The sequence below is a fragment of the Caulobacter sp. GW821-FHT09B08 genome, from assembly GCF_059418225.1.
In genome coordinates, this window is record NZ_JBWKPL010000001.1 from 363,068 (window position 1) to 379,930 (window position 16,863).

The window sequence follows — 16,863 nt, forward strand, 5'->3', positions numbered from 1 at the left end:
CCTTGTGGCGGGAACCCCTGGTTCAGCCCGCAAGTGCGCTGCCTTGGCGCGCTGGCGCGCCACCCCTCTGCCCTTGCGGCGGACAGAGGGGTTCCCGCCACAAGGGCGGGAATGACGGCGGTAGGAGCGGAGGGGGAAGCTCCCTACTTCCCCCCGTGATCATGCATCACCCCGCCCGGCCCGTGGGCCTCGGCGCGGCCGCCCAGGCCGTCGGGGATGCCGATGCTGACATTGGCCATCATGCCCTGGTCCTCGTGGTCGAGGATGTGGCAGTGCAGGACGTACTCGCCGATGTAGCGCTCGTACCGGGTGTAGACCTTGATCTTGTAGTCCTGCTTGACGAACAGGGTGTCCTTCCACTGGTTCAGCACCCCGGCATAGTCCGGATCGAACGCCGGCGTGCCGGGGGTGGTCACCGGGTCGCCCGCCTTGTTCAGCACCTCGATCACCTGGAACGGGTTCACGTGGATGTGGAACGGGTGGGAGGCGAAGTCCGAGGTCAGATCCCATTCCTGAACCTCGCCCAGCACGGCCTTGCGGTCGATCCGGTCGGGCTTGTAGGGGCCGCTTTCGCCGGGCGGCAGGTCGGGATTGAGCACCTCGAACAGGGCCGGGGTCGGCTTGGTGTCGATGTTGAAGGCCAGGCGCTGGGGCTTGGAGTTCAGCTCCTTGGGATCGATCGTCTTGTGCCAGACGAACTTCGACAGCTTCAGCCCGGCGTTGAGGTCGTCCAGCACCGTCTTCTGCACCACCGGGTCCTTGATGTTGCGGGTGGCGGCGCGCGACAGCAGGGCGCCCAGCAGGGCGTCGGGATTGGTGGCCGCCTGGCCCTGGTCCACCACCGCCACGCCCAGCAGCTTGATCGGCTCGGGCACAAGGCTGGGGCTGCCCAGGGCGTCGCTGGCCCCGTCGACGATGCAGTAGTTGCCGGCGGTCGGGAAATAGACCAGCAGGTCGGCGCGATAGCCGGGCTGCAGCCGCGCCTCGGTGGTCTTGTAGACCTCCTGGCGGGTCAGGCCGTCGACCGCCACCTCCCACATCGGCAGGGCCTGGCCGGCGCAGTAGCGCTGCATGAAGGCAGCCTGGTCCTGGGCCGGCACGGTGTTCCAGTTGGGCGCGCCCGCCTTCATCGGGAAGAGGCGGAAATTGACCGCCTCGCGCACGCCGCCGTGGACCAGCCGCCAGCGCTCGAAGCGGCCGGAGACCAGCTTGTCCACCGCCGGCTGCACCCGGCCGTTGATCGAGGTGAAGCGCCCGGAATTCTTCCAGCTGGCGCTGGGGCTCAGCTGCTGGGCGTAGTCGCGGATCTCGCCGAACTGGTCGGTCTTGCACACCCAGGGCTGGCCGGTGGGGGTGTTGGACTTCTGGATCTTCCCGGCGTCGTCGAAGCAGGCGTACTGCACCTGCTGGAACATCACCACCTTGTCCTCGAAGGGCTTGCCGTCGGCTTCCTGCAGCAGGACGTCGATGTCGCCGGGCTTGTCGGCGGTGGGGATGCGGGTGTCCTTGATGACCAGGGCGCCGGCCATGCCGCTGGACACCTGCAGGGCCGTCGAGCCGTGCTTGTGCGGGTGGTACCAGAAGGTGCCCGCCGGGTGGTCGGACGGCACGGCGTATTCGTAGTCGAAGGTCACGCCCGGATTGATCGAGATCAGCACGTTGTCGCTGTTGCCCGACGGCGAGACCCACAGGCCGTGGGCGTGCAGATTGGTCTCGTTGAAGCAGTGGGGGACGTTCACCCCGCCGTCCGGAACCACGCACTTGGCGGCCGGCAGCGGCTTGCCGTCCTTGTCCTTCTCCAGGATGTTGTTGGCCAGGGTGATCCGCACCGTCTGGCCCGGCTGCATGGTGATGGTCGGGGCCAGGAACGGCGTGCGGGGATCGACCTTCGAGCCGTGGTACGAACGCAGCAGAACCTTGTCCAGGCCCAGGGTCCAGGGGTTGCGGATCGTGCCCTCGGTCAGCTCGATCGAGAACTTGTATTCGATGTTCTGGCGGCCATCGACATAGATGTCCTCGCCCTCCTCGCCCAGGCCCGCGGGCACGGTGGGCGCCAGCTCCAGGCGCGGCCGGTCGTCGCCCCGCTCGGGCACCGCCGCCGGCGGGCTGGCGAAGACGTTGTCCTTGGCGATCTCCAGGGCGGCCTTCACCTGCTCTTTCGTCGGCGCCGTCTGGGCCATGGCCGGTCCGGCCGCCCCGATCCCAGCGCCTAGGGCTAGAGCGGTCAGCGACACGCCGACCAAAGCGGTCTTGATATGAGCCTTCATGATCCTTGCCTCCCCATCGCGGCCGCTCGGGGCGCGGCCGCTTGATTCCCACGGACGGGCGGCCGCCCGAGGCTCGAAGGCTTCGGTTCCGGCGCGCCGATATAAGGTTGAGAGCGGTTCAAACACGCCCTATGCGCGAACTATCGCCCATCGTGCGCGACTTGGAAAGGCCGAGCTTCGCGTCCCGGGCGATGTGGCGAAAACCGCTCGCCCCACATTTCCGCGCTGAAATGCCGAGGTAACGTGGCTGGCCAAGAAAGCCTGGGAGAACGCGGGCCGCTTTCCAGGCATCCCTTCGCCCACTGTGGCGTTTGTTGCCCTGGAAGCGTCAGTGTTCGCCGCCCCTTTCGTCTGCTCGCCTCGAGGCCTTGATGACCAACCCCGCCGCCCCCTCGACTCAAGGCCAGGGCCGTCGCCCCGTCAGCCGCAGGGCCCAGATCATCGGCGGCGCGATCGCCCTGGCGGTGCTGGCCGGGATCGTCTGGCTGGCCTGGAGCCTGATGCACGCGCCCAAGACCGAAGGCGGCGAAGGCGGCGGCCCCGGCGGACCGGGTGGTCCCGGCGGCGGCGGCGGACGTCGCGGCGGTCCGGCCAGCACGGTGGCGGTGGCCGTGGCCGGCCAGGCCGACCTGCCCGTGACCATCGAGGCCCTGGGCACGGTGACCCCGGCCGCGACGGTGACCGTCCGTCCGCAGGTGTCGGGCGTGATCACCCAGGTGCTTTTCAAGGAGGGCCAGATGGTCCGCGCCGGCCAGCCGCTGGTGCAGATCGACCCGCGCCAGTTCCAGATGGACCTGATGCAGGCCCAGGGGAACCTGACCCGCGACGAGGCCCAACTGGCCAGCGCCCAGGTCACCCTGGCCCGTTACCAGACCCTGCTGTCGCAGGACAGCATCGCCCGCCAGGAGGTCGACACCCAGGCCGCCACCGTCAAGCAGCTGCAGGGCACGGTGATGGCCGACAAGGCCGCCGTCGGCACCGCGCGCCTGAACGTCGGCTACGCCCGCATCGTCGCCCCGGTCAGCGGCCGGGTGGGCCTGCGCGTGGTGGACGTGGGCAACTATGTCGGCACGGGCGAAACGGCCGGGGTGGCGGTGATCACCACCGTCTCGCCGATCGACGTGGAGTTCACCGTCCCGCAGGACGACGTGCCGCGCATCTCGGCCCGCGCCTACAGCGGCGCGGCCCTGCCCGTCATCGCTCTTGATCGGACGAGAACCACCACCCTGGACAAGGGGACCTTCTCGACCCTGGACAACGTGGTCGACACCGGCACCGGCACCGTCAAGGCCAAGGCCCGCTTCCCCAACGCCGGCGGCACGCTGTTCCCCAGCCAGTTCGTCAATGTCCGGCTGGAGCTGGACAACATCAAGAACGCGGTCGTCGTGCCCGCCACCGCCCTGCGCCAGGGCAGCGACGGCGCCTTCGTCTGGGTGCTGAATTCCGACCAGACCGTCAGCAAGCGCAAGGTCACGGCCGGTCCCTCGACCACCGCCCAGGTGTCGATCGCCACCGGCCTGAAGGTGGGCGAGAAAGTCATCACCGAAGGCGGCGACCGCCTGCGCGACGGCGGCAAGGTTCAGTTGCCCGGCCAGGCCGGCAAGGGCAAGGGCCAGCGCGCGGGGAAGGGCCAAGGCGCGGGCAAGGGCGAGGGCGGCGAGCGCCGTCGCCGGCAGCAGGCCGAATAGGCCCAAGCCATGAACCCCTCGCGTCCCTTCATCCAGCGGCCGGTCGCCACGGCCCTGTTCATGGCGGCCATCGTCCTGGCAGGCCTGGTCGGCTTCAAGCTGCTGCCGCTGTCGGCCCTGCCCCAGGTCGACTATCCCACCATCCAGATCCAGACCCTGTACCCCGGGGCCAGTCCGGAGGTGATGAGCCAGACCGTCACCGCCCCGCTGGAACGCCAGCTGGGCGAGATGTCGGGCCTGGCCCGGATGAGCTCGACCAGCACGGCCGGCGCCTCGATCATCACCCTGCAGTTCAACCTGGGTGAAAGCCTGGACGTGGCCGAGCAGGAGGTGCAGGCGGCGATCAACGGGGCCAACAGCCTGCTGCCGGCCGACCTGCCCGCCCCGCCGGTCTACGCCAAGGTCAACCCCGCCGACGCGCCCGTCCTGACCCTGGCGGTGACCTCCGACACCCTGCCGCTGACCGAGGTGCAGAACCTGGTCAACACGCGCCTGGCCCAGAAGATCAGCCAGGTCTCGGGCGTGGGCCTGGTCTCGCTCAGCGGTGGCCAGCGTCCGGCCATCCGCATCCAGGCCGACACGCAAGCCATGGCCAGCTACGGCATCACCCTGGCCAACGTGCAGAGCGCCATCTCAAGCGCCAACGCCAACAGCGCCAAGGGCAGCTTCGACGGCCCCACCCGCAGCTACACGATCAACGCCAACGACCAGCTGCTGACCGTCGACGACTATTCCAGCCTGATCGTCACCTACAAGAACGGCGCCCCGATCCGTCTGCGCGACATCGCCCAGGTCGTGCAGAGCGCCGAGAACACGCGTCTTGGAGCGTGGGCCAACGACACCCCGGCGATCATCGTCAACGTCCAGCGCCAGCCGGGCGCGAACGTCATCCAGACCGTCGACGCCATCAAGGCCAAGCTGCCCGAGCTGGAGGAGGCCCTGCCCTCGAGCCTGGAGGTCAAGGTGCTGGCCGACCGCACCACCGGCATCCGGGGCTCGGTCCACCATGTGGAGATGGAGCTGCTGCTGGCCGTGGTGATGGTCGTGGTGGTGATCTTCTTCTTCCTGCACAGCCTGCGCGCCACGCTGATCGCGGGCCTGGCCGTGCCGATCTCGCTGATCGGCTCGTGCGGGGTGATGTACCTCCTGGGCTTCTCGCTGAACAACCTCTCCCTCATGGCCCTGACCATCGCGACCGGCTTCGTGGTCGACGACGCCATCGTCATGATCGAGAACATTTCCCGCCACCTGGAGAAGGGGGTCAAGCCGATGCAGGCGGCCCTGAAGGGGGCGCGCGAGATCGGCTTCACGATCATCTCGCTGACCGTGTCGCTGATCGCGGTGCTGATCCCGCTGCTGTTCATGGGTGATGTGGTCGGAAGGCTCTTCCGCGAGTTCGCAATCACCCTGGCCATCACCATCCTGATCTCGGCCGTGGTGTCCCTGACCCTGACCCCGATGCTGTCGGCCCGCTGGCTGAAGTCGGCCGGCGAGGAGCACCAGGGCCGGATCGCCAGGAAGTCCCAGGCGGTGTTCGAGCGCGTCGAGCACCACTACGAGCGGGGCCTGAACTGGGTGCTGGAGCGCCAGACCGCGACCCTGGTGGTGGCCCTGGCCACCTTCGCCCTGACCGCCCTGCTCTATCTGGTGATCCCCAAGGGCCTGTTCCCGACCCAGGATACCGGCCAGCTTCAAGCGCGGACGGAGGTCGAGCAGTCGGTCTCCTACGACCGCATGGCCGGGCTGCAGCAGCAGGCCGCCAAGGCCATCCTCGACGACCCGGCGGTGGAGAGCCTCAGCTCCTTCATCGGCGTCGACGGGGCCAACAACTCCATGCTCCACACCGGCCAGATGCTGGTCAACCTGAAGGCCGATCGCAGCGGCTCGCAGGAGAAGATCATGCAGCGGCTGCGCGACCGCGTCGCCGCCGTGCCGGGGGTTCACCTCTATCTCCAGCCCACCCAGGACCTGACCATCGACGCCGAGACCGGCCCGACGCTCTACCGCCTGTCGCTGGAAGGCGCCGACACCGCCACCGTCAAGGCATGGGCCGCCAAGCTGACCGAGCGGCTGGCCAGCGTGAAGTCCGTCCGCAACGTCTATAGCGACGCCAACGCCACGGGCGCGGCGGCCTATGTCGACATCGACCGCGACACCGCCGCTCGGCTTTCGATCACGGCGTCCGATATCGACGACGCCCTCTACAGCGCCTTCGGCCAGCGGATCGTCTCGACCATCTTCACCGAGACCAACCAGTACCGCGTGATCCTGGAGGCCAAGCCGGGCCTGCTGACCGCGCCGGAATCCTTAGGGTTGCTGAACCTCAAGACCGGCGGCGGCAGCCCCACCCCGCTGTCGGCGATCTCGACCATCAAGGAACAGAGCGCCCCGCTGCAGGTGACCCACGTGGCCCAGTTCCCGGCCACCACCATCGGCTTCGACACCGCCCCGGGCGTCTCGCTGGGCAAGGCGGTGGACGACATCCGCGGCGCCATGAAGGACATCGACATGCCCGTGTCGGTGACCCACACCTTCCTGGGCGCGGCCGGGGCCTACGAGAACTCGCTGGGCAACCAGCTGTGGCTGATCCTGGCGGCCGTGGTCTGCGTCTACATCGTGCTGGGCGTGCTCTACGAGAGCTACATCCACCCGCTGACCATCCTGTCGACCCTGCCCTCGGCGGGTGTCGGCGCCCTGCTGGCCCTGTGGATCACCGGCAACGACCTGGGCGTGATCGGGATCATCGGCATCATCCTGCTGATCGGCATCGTCAAGAAGAACGCGATCATGATGATCGACTTCGCGATCGAGGCGCAGCGCAACGAGGGCAAGAGCCCGCGCGAGGCGATCTTCCAGGCGGCCATCCTGCGCTTCCGCCCGATCCTGATGACCACCCTGGCGGCCCTGTTCGCGGCCATCCCGCTGATGCTGAGCTTCGGCGAGGGCGGCGAGCTGCGCCGGCCGCTGGGCATCGCCATCTTCGGCGGCCTGCTGGTCAGCCAGCTTCTGACCATGTTCACCACCCCGGTGATCTATCTGGCCTTCGACCGCCTGGCCCCGGCCGACAAGGGCGTTCACCGCGACGTCGACGACCACGTCGCGCCCGACCGGACCGATCCCGACCCGATCCCGGGGGCGCCGTCATGAACCTGTCGGCGCCTTTCATCAAGCGGCCGGTGGCCACGGTCCTGCTGACCATCGGCCTGGCCATGGCCGGCATCGCGGCCTTCTTCGTGCTGCCGGTCTCGCCCCTGCCGCAGGTGGACTATCCGACCATCTCGGTCTCGGCCAACCTGTCGGGGGCCAGCCCCGAGACCATGGCCTCCAGCGTCGCCACCCCGCTGGAGCGACGGCTGGGCACCATCCCCGGCGTCACCGAGATGACCTCGCAGAGCAGCACCGGCTCGGCCCGGGTGACCCTGCAGTTCGACCTCAACCGCAATATCGACGGCGCCGCCCGCGAGGTGCAGGCCGCCATCAACGCCGCCCGCTCCGACCTGCCCGCCACGCTGAAATCCAACCCCAGCTACCGCAAGCAGAACCCGTCGGACGCCCCGGTGATCATTCTGGCCCTGACCAGCGACACCAAGACCCCGGGCCAGATCTACGACGCGGTGTCCAACATCGTGGCCCAGCGCCTGTCGCAGGTGACGGGCGTGGGCGACGTCGAGATCGGCGGCGGCTCGCTGCCGGCCGTGCGGGTGTCGGTGAACCCGTTCCTGCTCAACAAATACGGCATCGCCCTGGAGGACGTGCGCGCCGCCGTGCAGTCGGCCAACGCCAACCGTCCCAAGGGCCAGGTCGAGGGCGATGGCCGGCGCTTCCAGGTCTATACCAGCCCCGGCGGGCGCAAGGCCGCCGACTACGCTCCCCTGGTGGTGGCCTGGCGCGGCGACGCCCCCGTGCGCCTGATGGACGTGGCCGAGGTCACCGACAGCGTCGCCGACACCCGCACCCTGGGCCTCTTCAACGGCAAGCCGGCCATCATCATCCTGGTCACCCGCCAGCCGGGGGCCAACATCATCCAGACGGTCGACAGCGTTCGCGCCACCCTGCCCGAGCTGCGCGCCCAACTGCCCGGCGACATCAATGTCCAGGTCGCCAGCGACAGCACCAACTCGATCCGCGCCTCGCTGCACGAGATCGAGGTCACCCTGCTGATCTCCATCGTGCTGGTGGTGCTGGTGGTCAGCGCCTTCCTGCGTAGCGCCCGGGCCACCTTCATCCCGGCGGCGGCGACCATCGTCTCGCTGCTGGGCACCTTCGGGGTGATGTACCTGCTGGGCTTCTCGCTCAACAACCTCAGCCTGATGGCCATCACCGTGGCCACCGGCTTCGTGGTCGACGACGCCATCGTGGTGCTGGAGAACACCGCCCGCCACATCGAAAAGGGCATGGACCGCCACAAGGCCGCCCTGCTGGGCGCGCGCGAGGTGGGTTTCACGGTGCTGTCGATCAGCGTCTCGCTGGTGGCCGTCTTCATCCCCCTGCTGTTCATGGGCGGCCAGGTGGGGCGCCTGTTCCGCGAGTTCGCCGTCACCCTGTCGGCGGCGGTGATGATCTCGCTGGTCATCTCGCTGACCACCACCCCGATGATGTGCGCCTACCTGCTGCGTCCGCCCAAGGAGGGCAAGAAGGAGGGCCGGATCGCCCGCTGGTTCGAGGCCGGCTTCGACCGTATCCACAAGACCTACGAATACAGCCTGGACTGGGCCCTGGCGGCCAAGCCGGTGGTGCTGCTGATCCTGGTGGCCGTGGTGGCCATGACCGCCTGGCTCTACGTGGCCGTGCCCAAGGGCTTCTTCCCCCAGCAGGACAGCGGCCAGATCCAAGCGGGCCTGCGCGCCGACCAGAGCGTGTCGTTCCACGTCATGCAGTCCAAGCTGAAACAGGTGGTCGACATCATCCGCAAGGACCCGGCCGTCGACACCGTGGTGGGCTTCACCGGCGGCGCCCGGGCCGGCGGCGGCTTCATGTTCGTCAACCTCAAGCCCCTGGGCGACGGGGCCGACGACCGCAAGGAGAAGGGCTCGGCGGTGATCGCCCGTCTGCGGCCCAAACTGCAGAAGGTCACCGGCATCAGCGTCTTCCTCAACCCCGTGCAGGACGTGCGGATGGGCGGGCGCTCGGCCAACTCGACCTATCAGTACACCCTGACCAGCGACTCAAGCGCCGCCCTCAAGGAATGGGCGCCCAAGCTGGCCGAGGCCATGAAGGCGCGCTCGGACGTGATGACCGACGTCGACAGCGACCAGTCGGAAAACGGGGTGGAGACCTTCGTCACCATCGACCGCGACAGCGCTTCGCGGATGGGCGTCACGCCCCGCGCCGTCGACAACGCCCTCTACAACGCCTTCGGCCAGCGCCAGGTCGCCACCATCTACGAGGACGTCAACCAGTACGCCGTGATCATGGAATGGGACCGCCGGTTCTCGACCGGGCCCGAGGCGCTGAAGGACGTCTATGTGCCGACGGCCGCCAGCGGCGGCACAGCGGCGACTTCAACAAGCGGCGCGGCGGTGAACCCGGCCCTGCGCGACGCCTCGACCGGCTCGGCCCTGAACACCGCGATCACCCCGATGACGCCGCTCAGCGCCATCTCCAGCGTGGCCCAGGCCGCCACCCCCACCTCGATCAACCACCAGAACGGCGAGCTGGCCACCACCGTGTCGTTCAACCTGGCCGACGGCATGTCGCTCAGCGACGCCCAGGCGGCCATCAAGCAGGCCGAGGCCGACATCGCCCTGCCCACCAGCGTGCACGGCAGCTTCCAGGGCAGCGCCCGCAGCGCCCAGGACCAGAACAAGCAGCAGCCGTTCCTGGTCGCCGCGGCCATCATCGCGATCTACATCGTGCTGGGCATTCTCTACGAAAGCTACGTCCACCCGCTGACGGTGCTGTCCACCCTGCCGGCCGCGGGCGTGGGGGCCATGCTGGCCCTGCTGATCTTCAAGATGGAGTTCTCGGTGATCGCCCTGATCGGGGTGTTCCTGCTGCTGGGCATCGTCAAGAAGAACGCCATCCTGATCATCGACTTCGCCCTGGAGGCCCAGCGATCTCGCGGGCTTTCAGCCATCGACGCGGTGCGCGAGGCCAGCCTGCTGCGCTTCCGGCCGATCCTGATGACCACCCTGGCCGCGGCCCTGGGCGCCCTGCCCCTGGCCATCGGCTTCGGCGAGGGCGCCGAGCTGCGCCGCCCGCTGGGGATCACCATCATCGGCGGCCTGATCGCCAGCCAGCTTCTGACCCTGATCACCACCCCGGTCGTCTACGTCTATCTCGACCGCCTGCGGGGCAAGGCGCGCGACGAGCGCCACCTGTCCCACATGCCCTCCGACCCGGAGCCCGCCTGATGTCCGTCTCTAAGCACCTTGCCCTCGCCGGTTCGGCCCTGATCCTGCTGTCGGCCTGCACGGTCGGCCCGGCCTATGAGAAGCCAAGCCTGCCGACCTCCACGCCCCTGCCCGCCACGTTCAAGGCCCTGGACGGCTGGAAGGTCGCCACGCCCGGCGACCTCGCCGACCGGGGCGATTGGTGGACCCTGCTGGGCGATCCCCAGCTGGACGCCCTGATCGGCCGCGTGAACGTCTCCAACCAGACCATCGCCGCCGCCGAGGCCAACTACCGCCAGGCCCGGGCCCTGGTGCGCGAGCAGCGCGCCAGCCTGTTCCCCACCATCGACCTGTCGGGTTCGGCCACCAAGACCGGCGGCTCGGCCTCGGCCAATTCCACCAGCGGTTCGGGCAACGCCACTCGCTACCAGGCCAGCCTCGGCGCCAGCTGGGAGCCGGACCTGTGGGGCCGTATCCGCCAGGGGATCAACGGCGCCAAGGCCAGCGAACAAGCCAGCGCCGCCGACCTGGCCGGCGCCAAGCTGTCGATGCAGGGCGAGCTGGCGGTCAACTATCTGGGCCTGCGCCAGACCGACGCCGAGATCGCCCTCGTGGCCAAGACCGTCGAGGGTTACCAGCGCAGCCTGACCATCACCCAGAACCGCTACAACGCCGCCATCGCCCCCAAGTCCGACGTGCTACAGGCCACCACCCAGCTGGCCGGCGCCCAGGCGGACCTGGAGACCCTGCGCCAGGACCGCGCGACCTACGAGAACGCCATCGCCACCTTGATCGGCGAGCCGGCCAGCGCCTTCAAGCTGGCCGCCGATCCGAACTGGACCGCCCGCCTGCCCGACGTGCCGGCCGGCGTACCCTCCGAGTTGCTGGAGCGCCGCCCCGACATCGCCGCCGCCGAGCGCCGGGTGGCCGCCGCCAACGCCGACATCGGCGTGGCCCGCGCCGCCTTCTTCCCGACCATCGGCCTGTCGGCCTCGGGCAATTCCAGCAGCTCCAGCCTGGGGAACCTGTTCTCGGCGTCAGCCAACACCTGGTCGCTGGGCCTGACCGCCGCCCAGACCCTGTTCGACGCCGGGACCCGCAAGGCCCAGGTGGAACAGGCCCGCGCGTCCTACGACGCCTCGGTCGCCGACTACCGTCAGACCGTGCTCAGCGCCTTCGAGGACGTCGAGAACCAGCTGACCGCCGTCCAGGTGCTGGAGCGCCGCTACGCCCTGCTGAAGACCAGCGCCGACGCCGCCGATCAGACCGAGCAGATGATCCTCAACCAGTACAAGGCCGGCCAGGTGGCCTATACCGACGTCGTCGCGGCCCAGGCCTCGGCCCTGTCGGCCCGCCGCGCCCTGCTGACCGCCACCGTGGCCCGCCAGACCACGGCGGTGACCCTGATCCAGGCCCTGGGCGGGGGTTGGAAAGTGGGCGCTTCCTAGTCGCTCCACCTCTCGGCGAGAAGTTCTGCTAGACAGTCTCCGGGGGTGGGCCAAGCTTGGCCCCGGAGACATGTCGGAGAGGCCATGCGGGTTTGGTGCGCAGCGTTGATCGCTCTGGCAGCGGCGAGCGCGTCGGTCGCCGTCGCCCCGGCCCAAGCCCAGGACGCCTGCGGCTCGCTGGTCAACGAGCGCGACATCGACCGCTGCCTGGACCGCCTGACCCGCGACGCCGGCCTGTCGGACGAGCCGGTGCGCCGCAAGCCGGTCGCCAAGCCCCAGGCGAAGCCCCAACAAGCCAAACCCCAACAGGCGCCGCCGCAAGCCAAGGCCGCTCCGGCCAAACCCCCGGTTCAGGCCCCGCCCAAGGCGCAGGCCAAGGCCCAGCCGACGCCGGCCAAGCCTCAGCCCAAGGCGGCCGTCGCGCCGCGCGAGACGCCGCCGGTTCAGGCGCCCAAGCCCACGCCGCCCCCGGCCAAGGTCACCGCATCCCCGCCCCCCGCCAGGACCGCGCCCGCCGAGATCAAACCGGCGACGAACGCCCCGGTGGCGGCCCTGCCCGTCGAGGAACGGAACCTCCATCTGGGTCCCACCGAACCGTCCGCGCCGCGCAAGGCGCCCGGTCCGCCCTGGGCGATCATCCTCTCGGCGATCGCCGCCGCGGTGATCGCCGGCCTGGTGGCCTGGACGCTGTGGCGCGACCACCGGCGCAAGGCGGCCGCCGTCGCCTCGCCCAGCGCGCCGGAAGTCGGCGAACCGGTCGTCCCGTCGGTTGCGTCCGATCCCATCGAGCCGCAGGCCGCCCCCGCTCCGGTCGAGCCTTCGACGGCGGGTTTCGAAACCGCCGAGCCCCCGGTTGTCGAGCCGGCGGTCAGCCTGGTCGCCGAGCCTTCGCCCCTAGTGGAAACCGCCCCGCCCGAGGCCGAGACGAGCGTCGAGGAGACCGCGCCCGATCCGCTGGACGGGCTGAAGACCTGGCTGGACTCCAGCGGGTTCGAGGCCCGCGACTGGCGCGACCTGGTCATCTCCAGCGCCCGTCGGGTGGGGGCGCGCGGCTACCAGGCCCTGGGCGAGGAGGAGCGGCTGGTCGCGGCCCTGCTGGACGAGGCCCAGACCGCCCAGAGCGAGCTGTTCGTCGCCGCCCGCGACAAGGCCGACCTGCAGGACGCCATCAGCCACGCCCTGGGCGACCAGGCCCGACTGATCTGGCCCCAGCCGGGCGAGCCCTTCGACCCGCGCCGCCACCAGAGCTATCCCGAGCCGCCCGCCGGCGCCCAGATCGCCAGCGTCCAGCGCGCCGGCTTCACCAGCAACGGCCAGATCTTCCGCGCCTATGTCGAGGTGGCCCCGCCGGCGGATTAGGGTGCGTCGGCCTTCAGCCGCGCCCCGCCTTTTAAACGCTCGTCATTCCGGGCCTTGTGCCCGGAACGCCTCTATCCGTCGCAGGTGCGGATGGGGCGGACCACCAGCGGTCTGCTTGCGTCTCACATGCGGGCTGAACCAGGGGTTCCGGGCACAAGGCCCGGAATGACGGGAGCTTTGGGGGATAGGCCCCGTCAGCCGCCGGTTTCGTCCACGACGACATAGACCGTCTTGCCGCGCGAGAACGGCTCCCAGCCGGCCGCGACGGCCGAGCCGATGGCCTTGGCCACCAGCTTGGTCTTGATCTGGGCGGGCTTGAGCAGCGGGGCGCCGAACCGGGGATTCGGGTCCGGCGGGAACTCCACCACCGCGTCGCGCTGGCCCTCCTTGTGGCGCACGCCCAGGGCCATGCCGTGCCGCTCGATGCCGTCGCCCGACCAGCCGGGCTGACGGTGCAGCCGCCACACATAGGTCTCGCCGTCGACCACGATCTCGAATTCAGGACTGAGTTTGGAACTTCCCATCTGGGGGTGTTACCCCGGCTTGGCCTCGTTGAGGAGGTCAATTCCCCGAATTTCGGCCTCCGCCAGCTCGATCTCGGGCATCTCCGGATCCAGCTGGTAGCGCGCCATGGCCTTCTCCAGCTCGCGCGCCGCGCGCTCGAACGCCTCGTTCTTCTGGCGGCTGTTGATGAAGGTCAGCACGAACGTCGCGACGGCGGAGACCACCGAAAGGCTGACCGTCGCGGCCGTATTGTCGATGAATTTCTGCGCGGCGTTGGCGCCGATGACGACCGTGCACCCGACGGACAGCGCGCCGATCAGGACGTGGAGCCAGCCGAAGAATTCCTGCCAGCGCCGCCACTGATTGTATTTCGCCTGTATGTTCGGCGGAACGAGCCGAGGTTGGTTCATGTCGGCTCCATCGGGTCTCGGATGGCCTTGCCTCTAGGTCCGTCCTCAGTCGAACGCCGCGATGGCCGGGGTGCGCTTCAGCGCCAGGGGCGAGGGCTTGGGGCGGTCGCTCATGAAGGTGCTGAGGTCGCCAATCACCTTGGCGGTGGTGGCTAGGCTCTGCAGGCCCTTGCCGACCACGGCGGCGGCCACGGCGGCCTGGCGGGCCACTTCCACGCCCATCGAGATCTTCTGGAAGCCCTGTGCGGTATCGAAGTTCTGCTTGGCCTGGCTCATCGAGGCGTCCAGGGCCGGCTTGAAGGCCTCGAACGCCTTCTTGCCGCGCGGCAGGGTATCGATCAGCAGCGCCAAGGCCAGGCGCAGTTGCTCCCACTGCTCGTCGTTCAGGTCTTCCTTGATCTCGGCGCCGCGCTCGGCGAAGTCGATCTTGGCCAGCTCGGCCTGGGCCTCGCCCTGCACGACGATCAGCTTGGCCTCGCGCTCCTTGGGGTCCTTGATCTGGGTGACGGCGGCCACCTTCAGGTCCAGAGCCCGGCGCTCCTCCTGTGTGGCCAGCACGTTGTAGACCGCGTAGCTGGCGGCCTTCATCTGGGCGTCGATCCGGGTCCATTCGGCCAGCAGCACGTCCATCTGACTGTAGGTCTCGCCGCCGGTGGCGGCGACCGGCGCGCGGCCGGCGGCCTGGACCAGCGCCGGCTGGGTGGCGCTGAGGATCGCGACGAAGGCCAGCAGGATCGGGCGGCGGGCGCGCATGTCGAAGCTCCGTGAAAAGGAGGGTCGGGGTCAGAGGGCGGCGAGGGTCTTCTTCAGGTCGGACTTGTCGAAAATCTCGTTGAGCAGCCGCAAGGTCTCCTCGGTCCAGTCCAGCTCGGTCTGCTGGGCCCGCAGGGTCTTGGGCGTGGTGGCGTAGACGCCGTTGGTGATCTTGCGCTCCAGCCCCTGGCGCGTGACCTGCTGGCCGTTGCGCAGGCGGTAGCTGAGGCGGATCAGCACCGTGGTCTTGCAGATGTTGGCGGCGCAGACCTCGGGCTGGGGCTCGATGCGGTGCACGGGCTCGACGCAGGCGGTCTCCGGCTGGCGCGGAACGGCGGCGGCCTTGGCGAACAGGCCGGTGGCCTCCAGCATGGCGGACTGCTGGTCGACGAACTTGGTCAGGTACAGGTCCTGGCCCGAGCGGGCGGCGAAGCGGTTCAGCGCCAGGGCGTCGTAGCCGTCGATCTTGCGGGTGCCCGTGCTGGCCGAGGACGAGCAGTCGCCGTAGCGCTTGGCGTTGCGGCCCGAGGCGCCCGGCAGCTGCTGCACGCGCATGATGTCGCCGCCGGACGGCTGGCGCGCGCCCTCGTAGACCGGCAGGTCGGCCGTGACGGTGGCGGTCTTTTCGGCGATCCCGTCCACGTGCACGGTCCACAGCGGAGCCATCACGTTGTTCAGATTGCCCACCCGGCCGACCTTCTGCAGCAGGTCGGCGCTGTAGCCCACCGCCAGCTGGCCCTTGGGGTCGGCGATGTTGATCCGCCCGCCGCTGACATTGGCCACCTTCAGGTCGGCCTGGGTGAAGACCAGGCCCGTCTTCATCTGGGTGGCCAGGGTGGTCAGGGCGTCACGGGTGGCGCGCTCGCGGCGCACCACGGGATTGAAGTCGCCGTCCGGGGCGGTCAGCTCGGCGGGCTTGGGCGAGGCGCGGTTGCCCGGGGTGGAGCTGTAGGCCGTGCCCGCATAGGCCACGCGGCCGGCGGCGTCGACCACCTCGATCAGGGTCCGCGCGGCGGTCACCGGCATGACCTCGCCCTTGCGGCCGGTCGGCGCCTCGAAGGCCATGGGCCGCAGGACGCTGACCCGGATGTAGTACTGCGGCGGCGGGCGGTTGTTCAGCCCCTTGCCGCTGATCTGGGTCTTGGCCTTCACCACCGCCAGCACCTGGGTGAAGCTGCGGTTGACCGGGATCAGGTTGAACAGCCGCTGCGACGCGATGGCGTCGGTCGCCATCTGGGTGATCACCTCGTCGGGCAGCTCCGAGGCGTTGACCCCGACGGCCACCACGGCGGTGGGGCGCTGCAGTTCGTCCACGGTCTTGGCGCTGAGCCGGCTCAGCTTCTGGCCCTGGGCGACCTTGCCGACCAGGGTGTCGGCGATCGTGTATTTCGGGTCGGTGAAGACGGTCTTGACCGTGGCCCCGTCGGGGGCCTCCAGCACGTCGCCGGGACCCACCCCGCCCTCGGCGCCCTGGTCGACCACCATCATCGTCGCGCCGACGGCCTTGCGGGCGGTGGCGTTGACCTCGAACGGCTTGAAGTCGTTCTTGGCCCGCTCCACCAGCTTCCCGACCGCGCCCTCGTAGCTCTTGCGGATCAGCTCGGCATAGACGCTGGACGGCACGGCCTTGCCCTTGGCGACCGAGACCACCGACATGGTCGCCGGTTGGGTCAGGGTATAGGCGTAGACCACCTCGCCGGTGCCGATATTGGTCAGGTAGAGGCTGGCCGTGACCGAGGCGTAGGGCGAGGTGGCGCCGATCTCGGGCTTGGGGATCTCGAAGGTGGCCACGCGCGCCACCTGCAGCGAGGCCACGAAGGTGCGCTTGGCCTTGGTCTCGGTGATGGTGTCGGAGACGTTGGCGAACGCCCCCTTCATCTGCTTGACGAAGGTGTCGCCGTAGTCCTTCACCGGCAGGGCCTTGCGGGCCACGCTGTCGGGGGCCTCGTTGGGCGGCAGGAAGACGCCGGGCGTCGCGTAGATCTCGAAGTCGACGGCCCAGGCCGGCGACGCGCCAAGGCCGCCGATCAGCATGGCCAAGGCCACAAGGGTCTTCCAGCCCATCCGCCAGCTCATCGTCCCGCCCCGCCCGCCGTCGTCCT

General features: G+C 69.4%; 10 protein-coding genes. 5 read left to right on the forward strand and 5 right to left on the reverse strand.

Translation table 11 applies throughout. The annotated features are described in order from the left end of the window. Positions 1-143: 143 nt before the first annotated feature. Positions 144-2,267 carry a multicopper oxidase family protein gene (locus AC07OA_RS01720; protein WP_494662032.1) on the reverse strand — a complete coding sequence of 708 codons (2,124 nt, stop codon included), beginning with the start codon at positions 2,265-2,267 and terminating at the stop codon, positions 144-146. A gap of 371 nt (positions 2,268-2,638) precedes the next feature. Here AC07OA_RS01720 and AC07OA_RS01725 point away from each other — a divergent pair, with 371 nt between their 5' ends. The 5 genes from AC07OA_RS01725 to AC07OA_RS01745 all read left to right on the forward strand — a co-directional run bounded on the left by AC07OA_RS01725 (position 2,639) and on the right by AC07OA_RS01745 (position 13,094). Beyond that, positions 2,639-3,955 (forward strand): MdtA/MuxA family multidrug efflux RND transporter periplasmic adaptor subunit, encoded by a 1,317-nt coding sequence (locus tag AC07OA_RS01725; RefSeq protein ID WP_494662033.1) that lies wholly within the window; start codon positions 2,639-2,641, stop codon positions 3,953-3,955. Positions 3,956-3,964: 9 nt separating this feature from the next. Then, a complete protein-coding gene (locus tag AC07OA_RS01730; protein WP_494662034.1) occupies positions 3,965-7,102 on the forward strand; it encodes a multidrug efflux RND transporter permease subunit in 3,138 nt (1,045 codons plus the stop codon). Continuing rightward, complete coding sequence (locus tag AC07OA_RS01735; protein WP_494662035.1) at positions 7,099-10,308, forward strand: efflux RND transporter permease subunit; 3,210 nt, start codon at positions 7,099-7,101, stop codon at positions 10,306-10,308. Before AC07OA_RS01730 ends, AC07OA_RS01735 begins: the two co-directional genes overlap by 4 nt. Continuing rightward, a complete protein-coding gene (locus tag AC07OA_RS01740; RefSeq protein ID WP_494662036.1) occupies positions 10,308-11,735 on the forward strand; it encodes an efflux transporter outer membrane subunit in 1,428 nt (475 codons plus the stop codon). The genes AC07OA_RS01735 and AC07OA_RS01740 overlap by 1 nt, the downstream gene beginning before the upstream one ends. A 105-nt stretch (positions 11,736-11,840) precedes the next feature. Continuing rightward, positions 11,841-13,094 (forward strand): hypothetical protein, encoded by a 1,254-nt coding sequence (locus AC07OA_RS01745; RefSeq protein ID WP_494662037.1) that lies wholly within the window; start codon positions 11,841-11,843, stop codon positions 13,092-13,094. Between the two features lie 194 nt (positions 13,095-13,288). On the opposite strand, the gene AC07OA_RS01750 is transcribed toward AC07OA_RS01745, so the two are convergent. The 4 genes from AC07OA_RS01750 to AC07OA_RS01765 are packed head-to-tail and all read right to left on the reverse strand — an operon-like array spanning position 13,289 to position 16,837. After that, on the reverse strand, positions 13,289-13,618 hold the full coding sequence (locus tag AC07OA_RS01750) for a hypothetical protein (RefSeq protein ID WP_494662038.1): 330 nt from the start codon (positions 13,616-13,618) through the stop codon (positions 13,289-13,291). A gap of 9 nt (positions 13,619-13,627) precedes the next feature. Beyond that, positions 13,628-14,008 carry a hypothetical protein gene (locus AC07OA_RS01755; RefSeq protein ID WP_494662039.1) on the reverse strand — a complete coding sequence of 127 codons (381 nt, stop codon included), beginning with the start codon at positions 14,006-14,008 and terminating at the stop codon, positions 13,628-13,630. A gap of 45 nt (positions 14,009-14,053) precedes the next feature. Then, positions 14,054-14,761, reverse strand: coding sequence for a hypothetical protein (locus AC07OA_RS01760; RefSeq protein ID WP_494662040.1), 708 nt, complete (start codon positions 14,759-14,761; stop codon positions 14,054-14,056). A gap of 30 nt (positions 14,762-14,791) precedes the next feature. Next, complete coding sequence (locus tag AC07OA_RS01765; RefSeq protein ID WP_494662041.1) at positions 14,792-16,837, reverse strand: hypothetical protein; 2,046 nt, start codon at positions 16,835-16,837, stop codon at positions 14,792-14,794. Positions 16,838-16,863 lie beyond the last annotated feature (26 nt).